Source organism: Pseudomonas sp. B21-041 (assembly GCF_024748675.1).
GTDB classification, from domain to species: Bacteria; Pseudomonadota; Gammaproteobacteria; order Pseudomonadales; family Pseudomonadaceae; genus Aquipseudomonas; species Aquipseudomonas neuropathica.
Map to the genome: position 1 here is coordinate 638,654 of NZ_CP087175.1, position 17,718 is coordinate 656,371.

11 protein-coding genes are annotated in these 17,718 nt (G+C 59.8%); 6 read left to right on the plus strand and 5 right to left on the minus strand.

What is annotated here, in order from left to right; genetic code table 11:
- Positions 1–49 precede the first annotated feature (49 nt).
- Positions 50–2,656 carry a hypothetical protein gene (locus LOY43_RS02720; protein ID WP_258709159.1) on the minus strand — a complete coding sequence of 869 codons (2,607 nt, stop codon included), beginning with the start codon at positions 2,654–2,656 and terminating at the stop codon, positions 50–52.
- A 209-nt stretch (positions 2,657–2,865) separates the two neighbouring features.
- Here LOY43_RS02720 and LOY43_RS02725 point away from each other — a divergent pair, with 209 nt between their 5' ends.
- From LOY43_RS02725 to LOY43_RS02745, 5 genes are all read left to right on the plus strand, one after another.
- Positions 2,866–5,178, plus strand: coding sequence for a YgiQ family radical SAM protein (locus LOY43_RS02725; protein WP_095047306.1), 2,313 nt, complete (start codon positions 2,866–2,868; stop codon positions 5,176–5,178).
- 514 nt (positions 5,179–5,692) lie between these two features.
- Positions 5,693–8,968 carry a DUF2126 domain-containing protein gene (locus LOY43_RS02730; protein ID WP_220557492.1) on the plus strand — a complete coding sequence of 1,092 codons (3,276 nt, stop codon included), beginning with the start codon at positions 5,693–5,695 and terminating at the stop codon, positions 8,966–8,968.
- An 88-nt stretch (positions 8,969–9,056) separates the two neighbouring features.
- Positions 9,057–11,543 carry a circularly permuted type 2 ATP-grasp protein gene (locus tag LOY43_RS02735; protein WP_220557494.1) on the plus strand — a complete coding sequence of 829 codons (2,487 nt, stop codon included), beginning with the start codon at positions 9,057–9,059 and terminating at the stop codon, positions 11,541–11,543.
- Positions 11,543–12,433, plus strand: coding sequence for a transglutaminase family protein (locus LOY43_RS02740; protein ID WP_258709160.1), 891 nt, complete (start codon positions 11,543–11,545; stop codon positions 12,431–12,433). The genes LOY43_RS02735 and LOY43_RS02740 overlap by 1 nt, the downstream gene beginning before the upstream one ends.
- A gap of 303 nt (positions 12,434–12,736) precedes the next feature.
- Positions 12,737–13,678, plus strand: coding sequence for a transposase (locus LOY43_RS02745; RefSeq protein ID WP_220558825.1), 942 nt, complete (start codon positions 12,737–12,739; stop codon positions 13,676–13,678).
- 140 nt (positions 13,679–13,818) lie between these two features.
- On the opposite strand, the gene LOY43_RS02750 is transcribed toward LOY43_RS02745, so the two are convergent.
- Both LOY43_RS02750 and LOY43_RS02755 read right to left on the minus strand, forming a co-directional pair.
- Positions 13,819–14,016 (minus strand): hypothetical protein, encoded by a 198-nt coding sequence (locus LOY43_RS02750; protein WP_095047310.1) that lies wholly within the window; start codon positions 14,014–14,016, stop codon positions 13,819–13,821.
- A gap of 68 nt (positions 14,017–14,084) precedes the next feature.
- The gene (locus LOY43_RS02755) at positions 14,085–14,672 is read right to left on the minus strand and encodes a TIGR00730 family Rossman fold protein (protein WP_093430190.1); all 588 of its coding nucleotides are present in this window, start codon (positions 14,670–14,672) and stop codon (positions 14,085–14,087) included.
- Positions 14,673–15,012: 340 nt separating this feature from the next.
- On the opposite strand from LOY43_RS02755, the gene azu reads away from it, so the two are divergent.
- Positions 15,013–15,456: an azurin gene (azu, locus tag LOY43_RS02760; protein ID WP_095047311.1), complete on the plus strand. Its 444-nt coding sequence runs from the start codon at positions 15,013–15,015 to the stop codon at positions 15,454–15,456.
- A 172-nt stretch (positions 15,457–15,628) separates the two neighbouring features.
- On the opposite strand, the gene nadE is transcribed toward azu, so the two are convergent.
- Both nadE and pncB read right to left on the minus strand, forming a co-directional pair.
- Entirely contained in the window at positions 15,629–16,456 is an 828-nt protein-coding gene (gene nadE / locus LOY43_RS02765) for an ammonia-dependent NAD(+) synthetase (protein ID WP_093430191.1), read from the minus strand.
- Between the two features lie 4 nt (positions 16,457–16,460).
- Positions 16,461–17,684 carry a nicotinate phosphoribosyltransferase gene (pncB, locus tag LOY43_RS02770; RefSeq protein ID WP_093430192.1) on the minus strand — a complete coding sequence of 408 codons (1,224 nt, stop codon included), beginning with the start codon at positions 17,682–17,684 and terminating at the stop codon, positions 16,461–16,463.
- Positions 17,685–17,718: the final 34 nt, after the last annotated feature.

The following is a 17,718-nucleotide window of genomic DNA, read 5'->3' on the forward strand; positions in this document are numbered from 1 at the left end:
ATGGCAGGGGCGGCGTCATTGCCTGATTGATCGTGTGGCCCTGAGTCCTTTACTCAGGCCTGGAAGGCACGCCAGCCGGGCTGGCCAGTGCAAATATTTTGCTCGCGGTCTTGCCATCGAAGGTCTGGCGCCAGATGGCCACGTGCGGCAAGCCAGCCTGTTCATCGCGGCGCTGAGACTCGATGCCGCGTCGGCTCTGTTCGAGGGTTTTGAGGTGACCGCCTCTTGTGGTGAAACTCAGCGGCGCGGCGTTGTGTTGGTCATAGTGGAAGTGTGCCTCCCATAACGGTGCGTCGTCGGCGCGATCAGTGATCGAATAAACGTCGAGAAACGACTTGCCCTTGCCTTTGCCCGATGGCTTGCGATCAACGGTTTTGCTCACGCTGACTTCGTCGGCATCCATCAGATAGTTCAAACGCATGATGTCGAGCACGTCCCTGTTCTTGTACATGCGCACCAGAACACTTTGGCCATGCGCGTCCAGTGACTCGGCAGCGCTTCGCAAGCGCGTAGCCAGGTCGAGGATTTCGGTGTCCGCGTCTTCATGGCTTTCCAGGCGCCTTGCCTGCTCGTTCAGTCGTTCAGTCTCTTTACTCAGGTCTTCGACAATATCGGTCGGATTGGTTTTTCTCGCCTCGTCCACCCTGGCCTTGGCAACGTGTTGTTCGACGTCGGCCAGTAACCGGTTGGCCTCGGCGACCAGCTGTGGTCTGGGTGTACTGGTGATGGGCAGGCGCACTGGCAACCATTCGCCTTGTCTTTTTTCGTAGCGAGCGGATGGAGAGCCGGGGCGCAACGGGTCCGGAACCCTGACGATGACATTGCCGTCCTGAGCCGTTTCCGTTTCACCGACCAGAACCCGGTAAGTACCGTGTTGGCGGACCCGGAAAACTTTCCTGGGCGTTAACGGGCGGGAGCTTTCGGAAGGGTCGGGGAGCGTTGGAAGGAAGTCAAAATCGATATCGTGGTCGATGTTGGGCAGTTCGCGGTCGCGCCCGATCGACTCCAGAATGTCGCTGAGCCTGTTATCGATTCGCCTCTCGAGTGGGTCGATCAAACTGAGGATTTCCTTGAGGTACCCGGCCCGAGAGGCATCGCTGTCAGCGTGGGTGGCCAGTTGCATTTCAAATCGTGATTTGTCCGCCCTGATCTGATCCAGGCTCAAAAGCAGTGCCATGGGGTGCTCGTGTTGCGGAATGTTTTTCAGGTCTCCGGTGACCAGATCGACGCAGGAAAGCGACGGCATGGTGGTATTGGGCGAATGGTCGGGCGTGCCCGCATACAGGTGCACGTAGAGGGTCAGCTTGTTGAAGTTGATGCGCTCGGGCGACGGCACTTGCTGCCTGATTTCTTCGAGTATCGGTGCCGCTCCCGGGTCGGCTTTTCTGATTTCTGCCAACACCACTTCACGTTCTTCGATAAACCTCAGCTTCTTGTTCAGGTGAGGGATGATCCGCTTGCAACTGTCGGCATCCAGACTGGAGACGGTAGGCTTGACCCGCAGGTCCATGGCCGCCATGAGGCGGTTCAGAAATTCGGCGCGTTCTATGCGGAAAGTCTGCAGTTCCTGCTTGAATAGCCCGCTGGCTTTCGCAAGGGTCAGCCATTTTCTGTTGAGCACCAGCGACTCTACGAAATCCGCCTGTTTTTGCACATGCTTGAGCAAATGCACTTCCAGGCTCAGCAGTTTTGCGTTTTGCTCTGCACTGCCCTGCGGCAGTTTCTGGGTTTCTGCCCAGAGCGTGTTGTGGCGCTCCGACGAATTCGTCAATTCCGTGTGGGCCTTTTGAAAAGGCTCATGCATCTGCAACAACGTGTCTTTACTCAGGCGGGCAATCTCCGCGTCCTGAATACCTCCCTTCAGCTCTGGCAAATGATAAACCCAGCGATTGCCCTCATCGCGCCGCACAGTCCGCGTTTCGCCGCTGCGGCTGGCGCGGTAGATATTTGCGATATCGGTTGCCACGGGGTCTTTCGGGTTGACGATACGCCACGCTTTTTGTGTCGCCGTGGAGGCACTCACATCGTGCATGACCTGATAAACGTGGTTGTGCAGGGACAGGTACAGTCGGCCCTCGTGGCGCAATAACCCGTCGCTGTCGGCCTTGGCGCGTGTGATTTCGAGATCCGTGCGCAACGTCTGCAGGTGAGGGTCAATCAAGGTCACGGCGTCACCGTCCTTGAGCGAATGCCACAGACCGCTGTCGGTGTCGCGCAGCAGTAGCGGACCCGTGGCAACCCGCTCGGCTGCGAGTTGGGCGCGGTAGAGGCCGGTCTGCGGATCGATGCCGACCATCACGATGCTGCCGTGCGCGACATCGACGTATTCGCGGCCCTTGTACATCCTCAAGCCCTCGGTATTGGCCTGGGGCAAACGGTCAGGTGCGGGGATACGGTAACTCTCCAGCGATTTTGCTCCCGTTGCGCCCGTTTTCACCGAGGCGGTTGCTGTGTGCGTGATGACGACGGGAGACGGTCTTGTTACCTCAGGGCTGGCAGTGCCGTGAGTGCCGCCCGGACGCGTCGCAGAGGAGACAGGCAGGGACGGTTCAGGCCCCGTCCGTGGCGCTCGCCCGGTATTGCCTTGCTGCGGCGCATCCGGGCTGGTTGGGGTCTTGACTTTGATGCTGCCCTTGGCGGGCTGTTTGGGTGACATTGCTTCATCCTTGAAGGGTTGCCACATCAGTCGGCGCAGGCACCGGACTGATGAATGTTAAGTTTGAACGATGATTTTTTTGCCTGTTACGGGGTATCGGGCAGGCTCGACGCGGGTTGTAAGAGAAACCGACCATTGCCGTCGGAATTGGTTATTTTTTGTGCTATATTCCGCGCCCGCGAATTTTCACTTCAACACCGGTCGTCGACATGCAAGCAGCCAAGCCGTTATTTGACTATCCAAAATATTGGGCCGAATGTTTCGGGCCAGCGCCATTCCTGCCGATGAGCAGGGAGGAGATGGATCAGCTTGGCTGGGATTCGTGCGACATCATCATTGTTACCGGTGATGCCTACGTCGATCACCCGTCGTTTGGCATGGCGATCATTGGCCGGCTGCTGGAGTCCCAGGGCTTCCGTGTCGGGATCATTGCCCAGCCGAACTGGCAGTCCAAAGACGATTTCATGAAGCTCGGCGAGCCGAACCTGTTCTTCGGGGTTGCGGCGGGCAACATGGACTCGATGATCAATCGCTACACCGCGGACAAGAAAATCCGTTCCGACGACGCCTATACGCCCGGCGGCATGGCCGGCAAGCGTCCGGACCGCGCGAGCCTGGTCTACAGCCAGCGCTGCAAAGAAGCCTACAAGCACGTGCCGATCGTGCTCGGCGGCATCGAAGCGTCCCTGCGCCGCATTGCCCACTACGACTACTGGCAGGATCGCGTGCGTAACTCGATCCTGATCGACGCCAGCGCCGACATTCTGCTGTACGGCAACGCCGAGCGCGCGATCGTCGAAGTCGCCCAGCGCCTGTCCTACGGGCACAAGATCGAAGACATCACCGATGTGCGCGGCACCGCGTTCATCCGTCGCGATACGCCGAAAGACTGGTACGAAGTCGACTCGACGCGTATCGACCGTCCGGGCAAGGTCGACAAGATCATCAACCCGTACGTGAACACTCAGGACACCCAGGCCTGTGCCATCGAGCAGGAAAAAGGTCCGGTCGACGATCCGCAGGAAGCCAAGGTCGTACAGATCCTGGCCAGCCCGCGCATGACCCGTGACAAGACCGTGATTCGCCTGCCATCGGTAGAAAAGGTGCGCGGCGACGCCGTTCTGTATGCCCACGCCAACCGCGTGCTGCACCTCGAAACCAACCCGGGCAACGCCCGTGCGCTGGTGCAGAAGCACGGTGAAGTCGACGTCTGGTTCAACCCGCCGCCGATTCCGATGACCACTGAAGAAATGGACTACGTGTTCGGCATGCCTTACGCCCGTGTCCCGCACCCGGCGTACGGCAAGGAGAAGATCCCGGCCTACGACATGATCCGTTTTTCGGTGAACATCATGCGTGGCTGCTTCGGTGGCTGCACCTTCTGCTCGATCACCGAACACGAAGGCCGGATCATCCAGAACCGTTCCGAAGAGTCGATCATTCGCGAAATCGAAGAGATCCGCGACAAGGTGCCAGGTTTCACCGGCGTCATTTCCGACCTCGGCGGCCCGACCGCGAACATGTACCGCATCGCCTGCAAGACACCGGAAATCGAATCCGCGTGCCGCAAGCCGTCCTGCGTGTTCCCGGGCATCTGCCCGAACTTGAACACCGACCACTCGTCGTTGATTCAGCTGTACCGCAGTGCTCGTGCTTTGCCGGGTGTGAAGAAAATCCTGATCGCCTCCGGCCTGCGTTACGACCTCGCGGTCGAATCGCCGGAGTACGTCAAAGAGCTGGTGACCCACCACGTCGGTGGCTACCTGAAGATCGCCCCGGAACACACCGAGGAAGGTCCGCTCAATCAGATGATGAAACCGGGCATCGGCAGCTATGACAAGTTCAAGCGCATGTTCGAGAAGTACACCAAGGAAGCGGGCAAAGAGCAGTACCTGATTCCGTACTTCATCGCCGCCCACCCAGGCACCACCGACGAAGACATGATGAACCTGGCCCTGTGGCTCAAGGGCAACGGCTTCCGCGCCGACCAGGTGCAGGCGTTCTACCCGTCGCCGATGGCCACCGCCACCGCGATGTACCACTCGGGCAAGAACCCGCTGCGCAAGGTCACCTACAAGAGCGACGGCGTGACCATCGTCAAGAGCGAAGAGCAGCGTCGTCTGCACAAGGCGTTCTTGCGTTATCACGACCCGAAAGGCTGGCCGATGCTGCGTGAAGCGCTGATCCGCATGGGCCGCGCTGATCTGATCGGTTCGGGCAAGGATCAGTTGATCCCGACCCATCAACCGGCGACCGACAGCTACCAGAGCGCCCGTCGCAAGAACTCGACGCCAGCCGGCAGCCATAAAGTGGCGAAGGACGCTAAAGAGAAGACCACCAAGATTCTCACCCAGCACACTGGCTTGCCGCCACGTGCCAGTGATGGTGGTAACCCTTGGGACAAGCGGGAGCAGGCCAAGGCGGCGGCGTTTGCCCGTAACCAGCAGGCTGCGAAAGAGCGTAAAGACGCCGCGAAAGGCAAAGGGCCGAAGCCGACCCGTAAGCCGGTCGTACCGCGCTAAAGAAAACGCCAACCTTCGGGTTGGCGTTTTGCGTTTCTGCCGTTGGATTTATGCAGGTCGCAAGATCCATCCCCCTCACCCCAACCCTCCCGAAACGTCGGACCGCCCCCAAGGGGGCGAGGGGGAAGGGAGCAGATCTCCATGCTTTTCAAAACTTGAGTTCGACTCAGGACTTTCAGGTCGGCGTATCTCCAACAGCCACCCCTCCCTACCCCCCCCGGGAGAGGGGTAGGGAGGGGAGCAGATCGCTGTGCTTTTCAAAATCGAAGTTCGACTCGAAGTTTCAGGTCGGTGTAGCTCGCTTAGTCAACTCGGTCAGTCCCCTCTCCCTCTGGGAGAGGGTTAGGGTGAGGGGCTCTTCGCAACATTTACGTGCAATCAGCCCAAACCATTTCCCCGCATCGCCCGATTTTGGTGCTGTACTGCCCTAAGCATTCCGGGAAAGCGCCCAAGCCTCTGCATGGCATAAGTTTTGCGCGCTTTCGAATACGCTTAGGCTCGCAGGAGGCACGCCGTGTCGATTCATGTCGCATTGCATCACGTCACGCATTACCGCTATGACCGCGCTGTCGAACTCGGCCCGCAGATCGTACGTCTGCGCCCGGCCGCCCACAGCCGCACGCGGATTCTGTCGTATGCCCTGAAAGTCTCGCCCGAGCAGCATTTCATCAACTGGCAGCAAGACCCGCAGGGCAACTACCTCGCGCGATTGGTGTTTCCCGAGAAAACCAATGAGTTGCGCATCGAAGTCGATCTGCTCGCCGAAATGGCGGTGTTCAACCCGTTCGACTTCTTCCTCGAACCCTACGCCGAGAAAATCCCTTTCTCCTACGCCGCCGATGAGCGCAAGGAACTGGCGCCGTACCTCGAAACCCTGCCGCTGACGCCGAAATTCAAAGCCTATCTGGACGCCATCGACCGCACGCCGCTGCCGGCGGTGGACTTCCTTGTGGCGCTCAACCAGCGCTTGAGCGAAGACATCGGCTACCTGATTCGCATGGAGCCGGGCGTGCAGACCCCGGAACACACCCTTGAACACGCCTCCGGTTCCTGCCGCGATTCGGCGTGGTTGCTGGTGCAACTGCTGCGCAACCTCGGGTTGGCCGCGCGGTTTGTCTCCGGTTATCTGATTCAACTGACCGCCGACGTGAAAAGCCTCGATGGCCCGTCCGGCACTGAAGTCGATTTCACTGACCTGCACGCCTGGTGCGAGGTGTATCTGCCTGGCGCTGGCTGGATCGGCCTGGACGCCACGTCCGGGCTGTTCGCCGGCGAAGGGCATATCCCCTTGGCGTGTAGTCCCGATCCGTCCTCGGCGGCACCGATCAGTGGCTTGGTCGAGCCGTGCGAATGTGAATTCAGCCATGAAATGTCGGTGGAGCGGATATGGGAGGCGCCGCGCGTCACCAAGCCCTACACCGACGAGCAGTGGCTGGCGATTCAGGCACTGGGACGGCAGATCGATGCCGATCTGCTGGCGGATGACGTGCGCCTGACCATGGGCGGCGAGCCGACCTTCGTTTCCATCGATGACCCGGATGGCGCCGAGTGGAACACCGCCGCGCTGGGGCCGGCCAAGCGGCGACTTTCCGCTGAACTGTTCCAGCGCATGCGCAAGCATTACGCTCCGCAGGGTCTGGTGCATTTCGGCCAGGGCAAGTGGTATCCCGGCGAGCAACTGCCGCGCTGGTCGCTCAATTGCTATTGGCGTCGCGACGGTGTGCCAATCTGGCACAACAACGCACTGATCGCCGATGAGCAGCAGGACTACGGAGCGGATGGCGAGTTGGCCGGACGCTTCCTCGCCAGTGTCGCCGAGCGCCTGAAATTGCCTACACGTTTTGTCTTCCCGGCCTACGAAGACAATTTCTACTACCTCTGGCGCGAGGGCACGTTGCCGAGCAATGTCAGCGCCGAAGATTCACGTCTTGAGGAACCGCTTGAGCGCGCACGCTTGCGCAAGGTGTTCAGTCAGGGCCTGAACAAGGTGATCGGCCAGGTATTGCCGCTGGCGCGCACCGCCAAGGGTGATCAATGGCAGAGCGGGCGCTGGTACCTGCGTGACGAGCATTGCCGACTGGTGCCGGGGGATTCGCCGTTGGGCTATCGCCTGCCGTTGGGGTCGCAGCCGTGGGTGAAGGCCGCCGAGTATCCGTTCATTCATCCTCAGGATCCGAATCAAGACTTGCCTGAGTTGCCGGAAACCGCGCAGCTCAACAGTCATGGCGAACCTGCCACGACAGACGAACGCGTGCCGAAAATCGACGAATCCGCCGACTGGCTGACCCGCACCGCGTTTTGCGCCGAGGCCCGCGAGGGGCGTTTGTACCTGTTCATGCCGCCGCTGGAGCGGGTTGAGGATTATCTGGAACTGGTGGCCGCCATCGAAGCCACCGCCGAAGAGCTGCATTGCCCGGTGCTGCTGGAAGGCTATGAGCCGCCGAGCGATCCGCGTCTGAGCAATTTCCGCATCACCCCGGACCCGGGTGTGATCGAGGTCAATGTGCAGCCGTCGGCGACTTGGGACGAGTTGGTCGAACGCACCGAATTTCTCTATGAAGAGGCGCGCCAGACCCGCCTGACCACCGAGAAATTCATGATCGACGGTCGTCACACCGGCACCGGCGGTGGTAACCATTTCGTTCTCGGTGGGGCGACGCCGGCGGACTCACCGTTTCTGCGCCGCCCGGATCTGCTGCGCAGCCTGATCAGTTACTGGCACAACCATCCATCGTTGTCGTATCTGTTTTCCGGCTTGTTCATTGGCCCGACGTCTCAGGCGCCGCGTGTCGATGAGGCGCGTAATGATGCTTTATATGAACTGGAAATCGCTTTTGCGCAGATGCCGGAGCCGGGCGAGGAATGCGCGCCGTGGCTGGTTGATCGACTGCTGCGCAACCTGCTGATCGACGTCACCGGCAATACGCACCGTGCCGAGTTCTGCATCGACAAACTGTATTCACCGGACGGCGCCACCGGGCGTCTCGGCTTGCTTGAGCTGCGTGCCTTTGAAATGCCGCCCCATGCGCGCATGAGCCTGGCCCAGCAGTTGTTGCTGCGGGCGCTGGTCGCGCGTTTCTGGCGCGAACCTTATGCGCCGCCGAAACTGGCGCGCTGGGGCACTGAACTGCACGACCGTTTCCTGCTGCCGCACTTTATCGAACAGGATTTCGCCGATGTCATCGTCGAACTGAACAACGCCGGTTATCCGCTGCGCGCGGAATGGTTCGCAGCGCATCTGGAGTTTCGTTTTCCCAAGGTCGGCGATTACGCCGTCAACGGCATCGAACTGGAGCTGCGTCAGGCGCTGGAACCGTGGCATGTCCTGGGCGAGGAGGGCGCGGCTGGCGGCACGGTGCGTTATGTCGACTCATCGCTGGAGCGTTTGCAGGTCAAGCTCAAAGGCCTGCCGCCGCAGCGCTATATGCTGACCTGTAACGGCATCGCCGTGCCGTTGCATCCGACCGGACGGGTTGGCGAGTTTGTCGCGGGTGTGCGTTACCGCGCATGGCAGCCGGCCAACTGCTTGCAACCGACCATACCCGTGCACGCACCGCTGGTGTTCGACCTGCTCGACACCTGGATGGGCCGCTCGCTGGGCGGTTGTCAGTACCACGTCGCGCATCCGGGCGGGCGCAATTACGAGACGTTGCCGGTCAATGCCAACGAAGCCGAGAGCCGGCGGATGGCGCGATTCTTCCGCGTCGGACACACGCCGGGGAAACTTCCTGTACCGAATATAGAAATCAGTGACGAGCTACCGATGACAATCGATTTGCGACGTTTCTAAGGCCTACGCGACACGCGGATTTTTCGTATATCCGCGCGTCATGTGGCTGCGTTAGTCTGACCGTTCCTTGCTGTCTGCCGAGCTTTCCATGCCTGACCTGCTAGACCGCTACCCGCTTACGGCGGGCACTTATCACGAACTGCTCGACGGCAGTGGCGCGGTGCGCCCGCACTGGCGGCGTTTGTTCGATCAGTTGCAGCGCAGCACGCCGGCGCAACTGGTGCAGCGTCAGGCACTGCTGGCGCGGCAGATTCAGGAAAACGGCGTCACCTATAACGTCTATGCCGATCCCAAGGGCGCTGATCGGCCGTGGGAGCTGGATCTGCTGCCCCACGTGATTGCTGCGGATGAATGGCAGCAACTGTCGGCAGGTATCGCCCAGCGTGCGCGACTGCTCAATGCGGTGCTGGCCGATTTGTATGGGCCGCAGCGGCTGATCAGCGAAGGCTTGTTGCCGGCAGAGCTGGTGTTCGGCCACAACAATTTTCTCTGGCCGTGTCAGCATGTCGCGCTGCCGGAAGAGACGTTTCTGCACCTGTACGCCGTGGATCTGGCGCGTACACCGGACGGGCGCTGGTGGGTCACCGCCGATCGTACGCAAGCGCCATCCGGCGCCGGCTATGCCTTGGAAAACCGCACCATCGTGTCGCGCGCCTTTCCCGAGTTGTACCGGGATCTGAAGGTGCAGCATCTGGCCGGCTTCTTCCGCACATTGCAGGAAACCCTCGCGCGACAAGCGCCCAGTGACGATGACGCGCCGCTGGTGGTGTTGCTCACGCCGGGGCGCTTCAATGAAAGCTATTTCGAACATTTGTATCTGGCTCGGCAACTTGGTTATCCGCTGGTCGAGGGCGGTGACCTGACGGTGCGCGACGCCACGGTCTACCTGAAAACCCTCAGTGGTTTGCGTCGGGTGCATGCGATCATGCGCCGGCTCGATGATGATTTCTGCGATCCGCTGGAGTTGCGCACGGACTCGGCACTCGGCGTTCCCGGGTTGCTTGAGGCAGTACGCCAAGGGCGCGTTCTGGTCGCCAATGCGCTGGGTAGCGGCGTGCTGGAGTCGCCGGGATTGCTGGGCTTTCTGCCGAAGATCAACCAATACCTGTTTGGCGAAGAACTGATTTTGCCGTCGATCGCGACGTGGTGGTGCGGTGAGGCGCCGGTGTTGGCCCAAGCCCTGGAAAAACTGCCCGAACTGCTGATCAAACCAGCATTTCCTTCGCAGAGCTTCGCGCCGGTCTTTGGCCGTGATCTGAGTGAAAAACAGCGTCAGGCGCTTGCCGAGCGCATGCAGGCGCGTCCTTATGCTTATGTGGCGCAAGAATTGGCTCAACTGTCCCAGGCACCGATCTGGCAGGCGGAAAATGGTCAACTGCAACCACGGGCGATCGGCATGCGCATGTACGCCGTGGCGGGTGCTGACGGTTATCGCGTGCTGCCCGGTGGTCTGACCCGGGTGGCCGCCGAGGCTGATGCCGAAGTAGTGTCGATGCAGCGCGGTGGGGCGAGCAAAGACACTTGGATACTCGGTGATCGTCCGCCCAGTGGCGAGCAGTGGAAGAGTCAGCGCAGCGTTGGGGTCCATGATCTGGTACGGCGCGACCCGTATCTGCCCTCACGGGTGGTGGAGAACCTGTTCTGGTTCGGCCGATACTGCGAGCGCTGTGATGACAGTGCGCGGTTGCTGCGCATCATGCTCGCGCGGTATGTCGACGGCGACGACCCGCAAGCGTTGCAGGCGGCGGTCGATCTCGGTGAGCGGTTGACGTTGTTGCCGGATGAAGGAGAACTTCCCGAGCGCTTGCTCGCTGCATTGCTCGGTGAAGACTGGTCGTTCAGCCTGCGCGCCAACCTGCAGCGTTTGCAGTGGGCGGCCTCGCAGGTGCGTGGCAAGCTTTCGCGGGAGAACTGGCAGGCGCTGGTGGAGTTGCAGCGCGAAGCGATGGAACTGGATACCGACGAACCCGACTTTGGCGAACTGCTGGACTTCCTCAACCGGCTGGTGATGTCGCTGGCGGCGCTTTCCGGGTTTGCCCTCGACGACATGACCCGCGACGAAGGCTGGCGCTTTCTGATGATCGGCCGGCGCATTGAGCGTCTGCAGTTTCTCAGCAGCAGTCTGGCGGCATTTCTGCGCGGCGCCGGGGCGTTCGATCAAGCGGGCCTCGAATGGCTGCTGGAACTGGGCAACAGCAGTATCACCTACCGTTCGCGTTATCTGGCCGTGGCGCAATTGATTCCGGTGCTCGACCTGTTGTTGCTCGACGAGCAGAACCCGCACGCGGTGTTGTTTCAGTTGAAACTGGTGACCCGCACCTTGAAACGTTTGAACGATGATTTCGCGGCGCCGCGGGAAGCGGCATTGTCGCAACTGGTCGAGCGTCTGGCGCGGTTTGATCTGGGATGTCTGGAGAATCCGCTGTTCGGGGAATCCAGCGTACGAGCCGCTCTGAATGGTCTGGCGGATCTGCTGCAGGACATTGCCGAGGCCAGCGGGCAGGTGTCGGATCGTCTGGCCCTGCGCCATTTCGCCCATGTCGATGATGTCAGCCAGCGCACGGTGTCCGTTTGATGAATGCTCGCTACCTGATCCTCCACGACACCTGTTACCACTACGACAGTCCGGTGTCCCTGGCGCAGCAACTGGCGCACTTGTGGCCGCGTGAATGTGCCTGGCAGCGTTGCACCGAACAGCAATTGCTGATCAGCCCGGACCCGACAGCCCGCCGTGATGAACTCGACGTGTTTGGCAATCCGCTGACCCGGCTGGCCTTCGAACGGCCTCACGATGAATTGCAGGTCAATGCTCGGCTGACTGTTGAGGTGCTGGCGCGGCCGGTGCTGGACTTCAGTCAGTCGCCCGCCTGGGAGCTGACCCGCGATGCGCTGACCTACAGCAGTCAACCGCTTTCCGCTGAGTTGCTCGAAGCTTGTCGCTACCGGTTCCAGTCCCCTTACGTGCACTTGAAAAGCAGCTTCGTCGAGTTTTCGCAAAGTTGTTTTCCGCCGGGCAGGCCGTTGCTGCTGGGTGTGCAGGACTTGATGCAGAAGATCTTCAGTGAATTCACCTTTGATGCCGAGGCGACCCAGGTGGCGACACCGCTGGTGGAAGTGCTGGAACGGCGGCGCGGGGTCTGTCAGGACTTCGCTCACCTGATGCTGGCGTGCGTGCGCTCGCGAGGGCTGGCAGCGCGTTATATCAGCGGCTATCTGCTGACCCAGCCACCGCCGGGGCAACCACGCCTGATCGGCGCTGATGCGTCGCACGCCTGGGTGTCGGTGTTTTGTCCGGTGCTGGGCTGGGTGGATTTCGATCCGACCAACAATGTGCAGCCGGCGCAGGAACACATCACGCTGGCGTGGGGGAGGGATTTTTCCGATGTGTCACCGTTGCGCGGGGTGATTCTGGGCGGCGGCAATCATGACCCGGAAGTGCGCGTCACCGTGATGCCCCTGGATTAACGACGATGAAACTGTAGGAGTGAGCCTGCTCGCGATAGCGGTGTGTCAGCAGCAAATATTTACACTGATACACCGCTTTCGCGAGCAGGCTCGCTTGTATGGTAGGACTTGAAGGGAGGAGGAGGGACAAGGCTCGATTCTGACTGTTGACGCAGCACAGACCGTGGGAGATTTCGCCCCTCCTCCTTTCACCCAAGCGCCGATAAAGAATGCATCTGGCTAGACCGACGATAGGAACAAGCCTGCGCCTCTGGGTGAGCCCTTCAAGTGCTCAAACCTTATCCCGGAGGAAATCCTGTGGCAATGCCAGTCGCTCTATCAAATCCGATCGTTGGCGTGGATGTCGCCAAAAATGAACTGGTGATTTATCAGGCCGATAGCGATCTGCTTGAAGCGATTCCCAACACCAAAACATCCATTAAGCAGTGGCTGAAGGCCTTGCTCGGCCCCGTGTCTATTGCCATTGAGGCTACAAACATCTACCACTTGGAATTCGCTGATTTGGCTTATGCGGCCGGTTGCACGATTTACATGGTGGGCGGCTATGAACTCAAACATTACCGCGAAGGCGTGAAGATCCGCGCCAAAACCGACGCCTTGGACGCCAAGTTGCTGGCCCGTTACCTGAAGAACGAAGCCGAGGAGTTGCGCCCCTGGACCCCGCCATCACCGCTGTACCGCCAGCTCCTGAGCCTTTTCCGCCGCCGCGCGGCTTTGGTCCAGGCAAGGGTCGGCCTGGTGCAGAGCTGGTCGAATGAGCCGCTATTGAAGGCAGCTTTTGCTGAACAAATAAAATCCATGCAGCGGCTTGAAACGATGATCGAAAAGACGATCAACGATCAGCTCAAACAAGCCGGTTTGCTCGGCCAATTGAAGCGTTGCCTGAAAGTTGAGGGCATTGGATTTCTGACCGGAGCGCGCCTGCTCACGGCGTTTCAGCGGGGGGAATTTAGCAACGCGGATGCGTTTATCGCCTTCCTGGGCATGGATTTAAGGGTATCGAAATCAGGGCAAAAGGACGGTCGCCGCAGCTTGACCAAGCGCGGAGACCCCGAGGCCCGCCGACTTTTGCACAACGCTGCGATGTCGGCTAGCCGTACGAAAGCCTGGAAAGGGTTTTACGAGGCCCAAAGAGCACGGGGTTTCAGCACCACGCAGGCGTTGGTGATGCTGGCTCGCAAACTTGCTCGGGTGGTATTCGCCTTGCTGAAAGGGCAAAGCGAATACCAGACAAAAGTCAGTTGAGGGCTTCCCCTCAACCATAGAATCTCCCACAGGGGATTTTGGTGTATTGGGGAGGGGAAGGGCTGTGAGGGCCGGCAGTGGAACCGCCAGCCCCGTCACAAATCCGCAGGGTCTGATTCGATGATCAAACCCGGTGGGGTTCAGGCGTCGGGCGCCTGATCTTTCGGTGTTTCAGTCGCTTCGGTTGCATCAACATCATCTTGCGTCGCCACTTCACCGTCAGGGTTCAGTGCCGCTTCCTCAGCGGTTTGTTTCTTGCGCTGAAGCTTTTCCTCTTTCTTCTGTTCCTTTGCCAGGTCTCGTTGACGTTTGGCGAAGGAGTAATTGGGTTTGGCCATGGGCGATCCTCTTGGGTCGAAGGTGAGGTTGAGCGGCGCATATTCTGCCTTGTATCGGTGCCTCGTGGTTAGCCGGGTTTTTGGTCGACCCATTTTGGCGTGACGGTCGGCTTCCAGTTATCCAGGGCATCGAGCAGCGTTTGCGCTGATTCACTCACTTGCAGCATGTCACGGTGTGGCGCGCGAACGAAGCCTTCGCCGACGATATGGTCAAGAAATGCGGTGAGTTTGCTGTAGAAACCGTTCACTTCCAGCAAACCCAACGGCTTGCCGTGGTAGCCGAGCTGGCCCCAGGTCCAGACTTCGAATAGTTCTTCCAGCGTGCCGAGGCCGCCGGGCAGGGCGATGAAGGCGTCGCTCAGCTCGGCCATGCGTGCCTTGCGCGCGTGCATGCCGTCGACCACTTCCAGGCGCGTCAGGCTTTTATGGCCGATTTCCTTGTCCATCAGGCTCTGCGGGATGATCCCGATGACTTCACCGCCAGCAGCCAGCGCGGCATCGGCGACAATTCCCATCAAACCCACGGCGCCACCGCCGTAGACCAGGGTCAATTTACGTTCGGCCAAGGCCCGGCCAAGGGCGACGGCGGCTTCGGTGTAGGCCGGAACAGTGCCGGCGTTGGCACCGCAAAATACACACACGGATTTCAGAGACATGCCTTCCTCCTGGGTCAATCCGTCACAGGGTAATGGCTGGCAAGCCTCGATCCAAGGCCTAAACTTCGCGTTCAGGCGATTCAAAGGTACCGCTGGCGCCACAGGCGTAGGCGGCGAGCAAACTGCACAAAAGACCGTTAAAGAACATGATAGGCACTCCGTCTCAGTAGATGCGCCGATCATACGGCCGGCCGTTGCATCTGGCCGTTAGATTGTTTCGATGAATGTCATAGCCTGAAAGTTGTATACAATTTTTGACTCAAGTCATAGGAACTTGCGAAGATTTCAGGCAGTCTTTCCATCATTCGTGTTTTTGTTAACCCTGCCTTGGAGATTCACCATGTTTTCCAAAGTTGTTGCGGTATCCCTGCTGGCGTTGGCCAGCAGCCAATTGATGGCTGCTGAGTGCAAAACCACCGTTGACTCCACCGATCAGATGTCCTTCAGCACCAAAGCCATCGAAATCGACAAGAGCTGCAAGACTTTCACTATCGAACTGACTCACTCCGGCAACCTGCCGAAGAACGTCATGGGCCATAACCTGGTGATCAGCAAAGAAGCTGACATGCAGCCGATCGCCACCGCTGGCCTGGCCGCCGGTATCGACAAGAACTACCTGCCGGAAGGTGACGCACGCATCATCGCTCACACCAAGATCATCGGCGCCAAGGAAACCGATTCGCTGACCTTTGACGTAGCGAAGATTGCTGATGGCGGCTACGGCTTCTTCTGCTCGTTCCCTGGCCACATCTCGATGATGAAAGGCACGATTACTGTCAAGTAATCAGGACCACCGCGTTATCGTTCTTCGCCAGCAGGCTCGCTCCCACAGGTTTGCGCCGTCAATGTGGGAGCGAGCCTACTCGCGAAGGGGCCATCTGCATCAACTGATGTCTGGGCCAAAGAAAAGCCCGCTGAGGATCACTCCTCAGCGGGCTTTTTCATTCCATCAGCGCTTACGGCGCAAACGGCATCACGCGCTTGTGATGGGTCTTGTTGTAGGTCGCAACGATGATGTCGAACGCTTCCTGACGCACCGGTTCGCCGTGCAGGAACGCATCGATCTCGGCATACGTCACGCCATGCGAAGCCTCATCAGGTTTGCCCGGCGACAAATCCTCAAGGTCCGCCGTGGGCACTTTCTCGACCAGCGACTCCGGCGCACCAAAGCTGCGCGCAATCGCACGAACCTGATTTTTCACCAGACCACTGAGCGGTGCTAGATCACAGGCACCGTCACCGAACTTGGTGAAGAAACCCATCACCGCTTCCGCCGCATGATCGGTACCGATCACCAGACCGTGCGCCGCGCCGGCGATGGTGTACTGAGCAACCATGCGCATCCGCGCCTTGGTGTTGCCCAGTACGAAATCCACCGACACCGCGTGCTTGCCTTCAAACGCCGCCACTTCACTGGCCAGCGACTTCACAGCCGGGCCGATATTTACGGTATGGCGCTCGTCCGGCGCGATGAAATCCACCGAGGCCTGGGCGTCGTGTTCGTCAAACTGGGTTTCGTAAGGCAGACGCACGGCGATGAATTTGTAGCTGTTGTCGCCTGTCTGGTCACGCAACTCGCGCATCGCCCGCTGGGCCAGCAGGCCGGCGGTCAGTGAGTCGACGCCGCCACTGATGCCCAGCACCAGCGTCTTGAGCCCGGAATTGACCAGGCAATCCTGAATAAAGGTGATGCGCCGGGCGACTTCGGCCTGCAGGGCCTTGTGGTCGGCGAACGGCGGTTGCACCTTGAGCTGTTCAGCAATCTCACGCTGTACGGCTTGCATGAATTCACTCCTTGCTAGATAGACTGGAATCGGCAGGAACCTGGAAAACGTGCCGCAAATAGGCGACAAAATTCGGGTCTTTACAGTGGGTCTTGCCTGGCTCGTCGGAGATCTTTGCCACCGGTTGGCCGTTGCAGGCGGTCATTTTAAGCACGATGCTCATCGGTTCGACACCCGGAATGTCACAGGTGAGGTTGGTACCGATGCCGAAGCTGACGTTGATCCGCCCGTGCAGCGCACGGAAGATCTCCAGCGACTTGGGCAGGGTCAGGCTGTCGGAGAACACCAGGGTCTTGCTCATCGGATCGATGCCGAGTTTGTGATAGTGCGCGATGCATTTTTCGCCCCACGCCACAGGATCGCCGGAGTCATGGCGCAGGCCGTCAAACAGCTTGGCGAAGAACAGGTCGAAGTCGCCGAGGAACGCATCGGTGGTGATGCAATCGGTGAGCGCGATCCCGAGCAGGCCACGGTATTCGCGAACCCAGCAATCAAGCGCGGCGATCTGGCTGTCGATCAGCCGTGGACCGAGTTGCTGGTGCGCCATGATCCACTCGTGGGCCATGGTGCCCAGCGGTTTCATGTCCAGCTCGCGGGACAGGTGTACGTTGCTGGTGCCGACGAAACGCCCGGGGAAGTCGTGTTTGAGTACATTCACCACTTCAGCCTGCACGCCATACGAAAAGCGGCGGCGGGTGCCGAAATCGGCGACCTGCAGTTGCGACAACTCGTCGGCCGAGGCGTTGGCGGTCAGCCAGTCGAACTTGCGATAGAGCTGTTCGCGCGCTTGTTCCAGCACGGTTTCGCGGTAGCGATAGCGGTTGCGCACTTCGCTGACGATCGCCAGCAGCGGCACTTCGTAGAGAATCACATGCAGCCACGGCCCGCGCAGACGGATGAACAGCTCGCCGTTTTCGATGCCGGTGTGCAGATACCGCAGGTTAAAGCGGAACAGCCCGAGAAAGCGCAGGAAGTCCGGCTTGAGGAAACTGATGCGCTCGAGAAAGCTCAGTTGATCGGCGCTCAGGCTCAGTTCGGCCAGACGCTCGATCTGAAAACGGATCTCGGCCAGATACGGGCGCAGATCTTCGCTATTACGGCAACGAAACTCCCATTCGACTTCGACGTTGGGATAGTTGTGCAGCACCGCCTGCATCATCGTCAGCTTGTAGAAGTCGGTGTCGAGCAGGTTCTGCACGATGCGATCGGCAAACACGCTCTCGCTCATAACGGGGTCTCCAGGTGCGCCGCGCCTGTGCGCG

Excerpts from the sequence above, each read along its gene's own strand:
- LOY43_RS02720 (WP_258709159.1), bottom strand. The coding sequence starts at position 2,656 with ATGTCACCCAAACAGCCCGCCAAGGGCAGCATCAAAGTCAAGACCCCA.
- LOY43_RS02725 (WP_095047306.1), top strand. The coding sequence starts at position 2,866 with ATGCAAGCAGCCAAGCCGTTATTTGACTATCCAAAATATTGGGCCGAA.
- LOY43_RS02735 (WP_220557494.1), top strand. The coding sequence starts at position 9,057 with ATGCCTGACCTGCTAGACCGCTACCCGCTTACGGCGGGCACTTATCAC.
- LOY43_RS02740 (WP_258709160.1), top strand. The coding sequence starts at position 11,543 with ATGAATGCTCGCTACCTGATCCTCCACGACACCTGTTACCACTACGAC.
- LOY43_RS02745 (WP_220558825.1), top strand. The coding sequence starts at position 12,737 with ATGCCAGTCGCTCTATCAAATCCGATCGTTGGCGTGGATGTCGCCAAA.
- LOY43_RS02750 (WP_095047310.1), bottom strand. The coding sequence starts at position 14,016 with ATGGCCAAACCCAATTACTCCTTCGCCAAACGTCAACGAGACCTGGCA.
- LOY43_RS02755 (WP_093430190.1), bottom strand. The coding sequence starts at position 14,672 with ATGTCTCTGAAATCCGTGTGTGTATTTTGCGGTGCCAACGCCGGCACT.
- azu (WP_095047311.1), top strand. The coding sequence starts at position 15,013 with ATGTTTTCCAAAGTTGTTGCGGTATCCCTGCTGGCGTTGGCCAGCAGC.
- nadE (WP_093430191.1), bottom strand. The coding sequence starts at position 16,456 with ATGCAAGCCGTACAGCGTGAGATTGCTGAACAGCTCAAGGTGCAACCG.
- pncB (WP_093430192.1), bottom strand. The coding sequence starts at position 17,684 with ATGAGCGAGAGCGTGTTTGCCGATCGCATCGTGCAGAACCTGCTCGAC.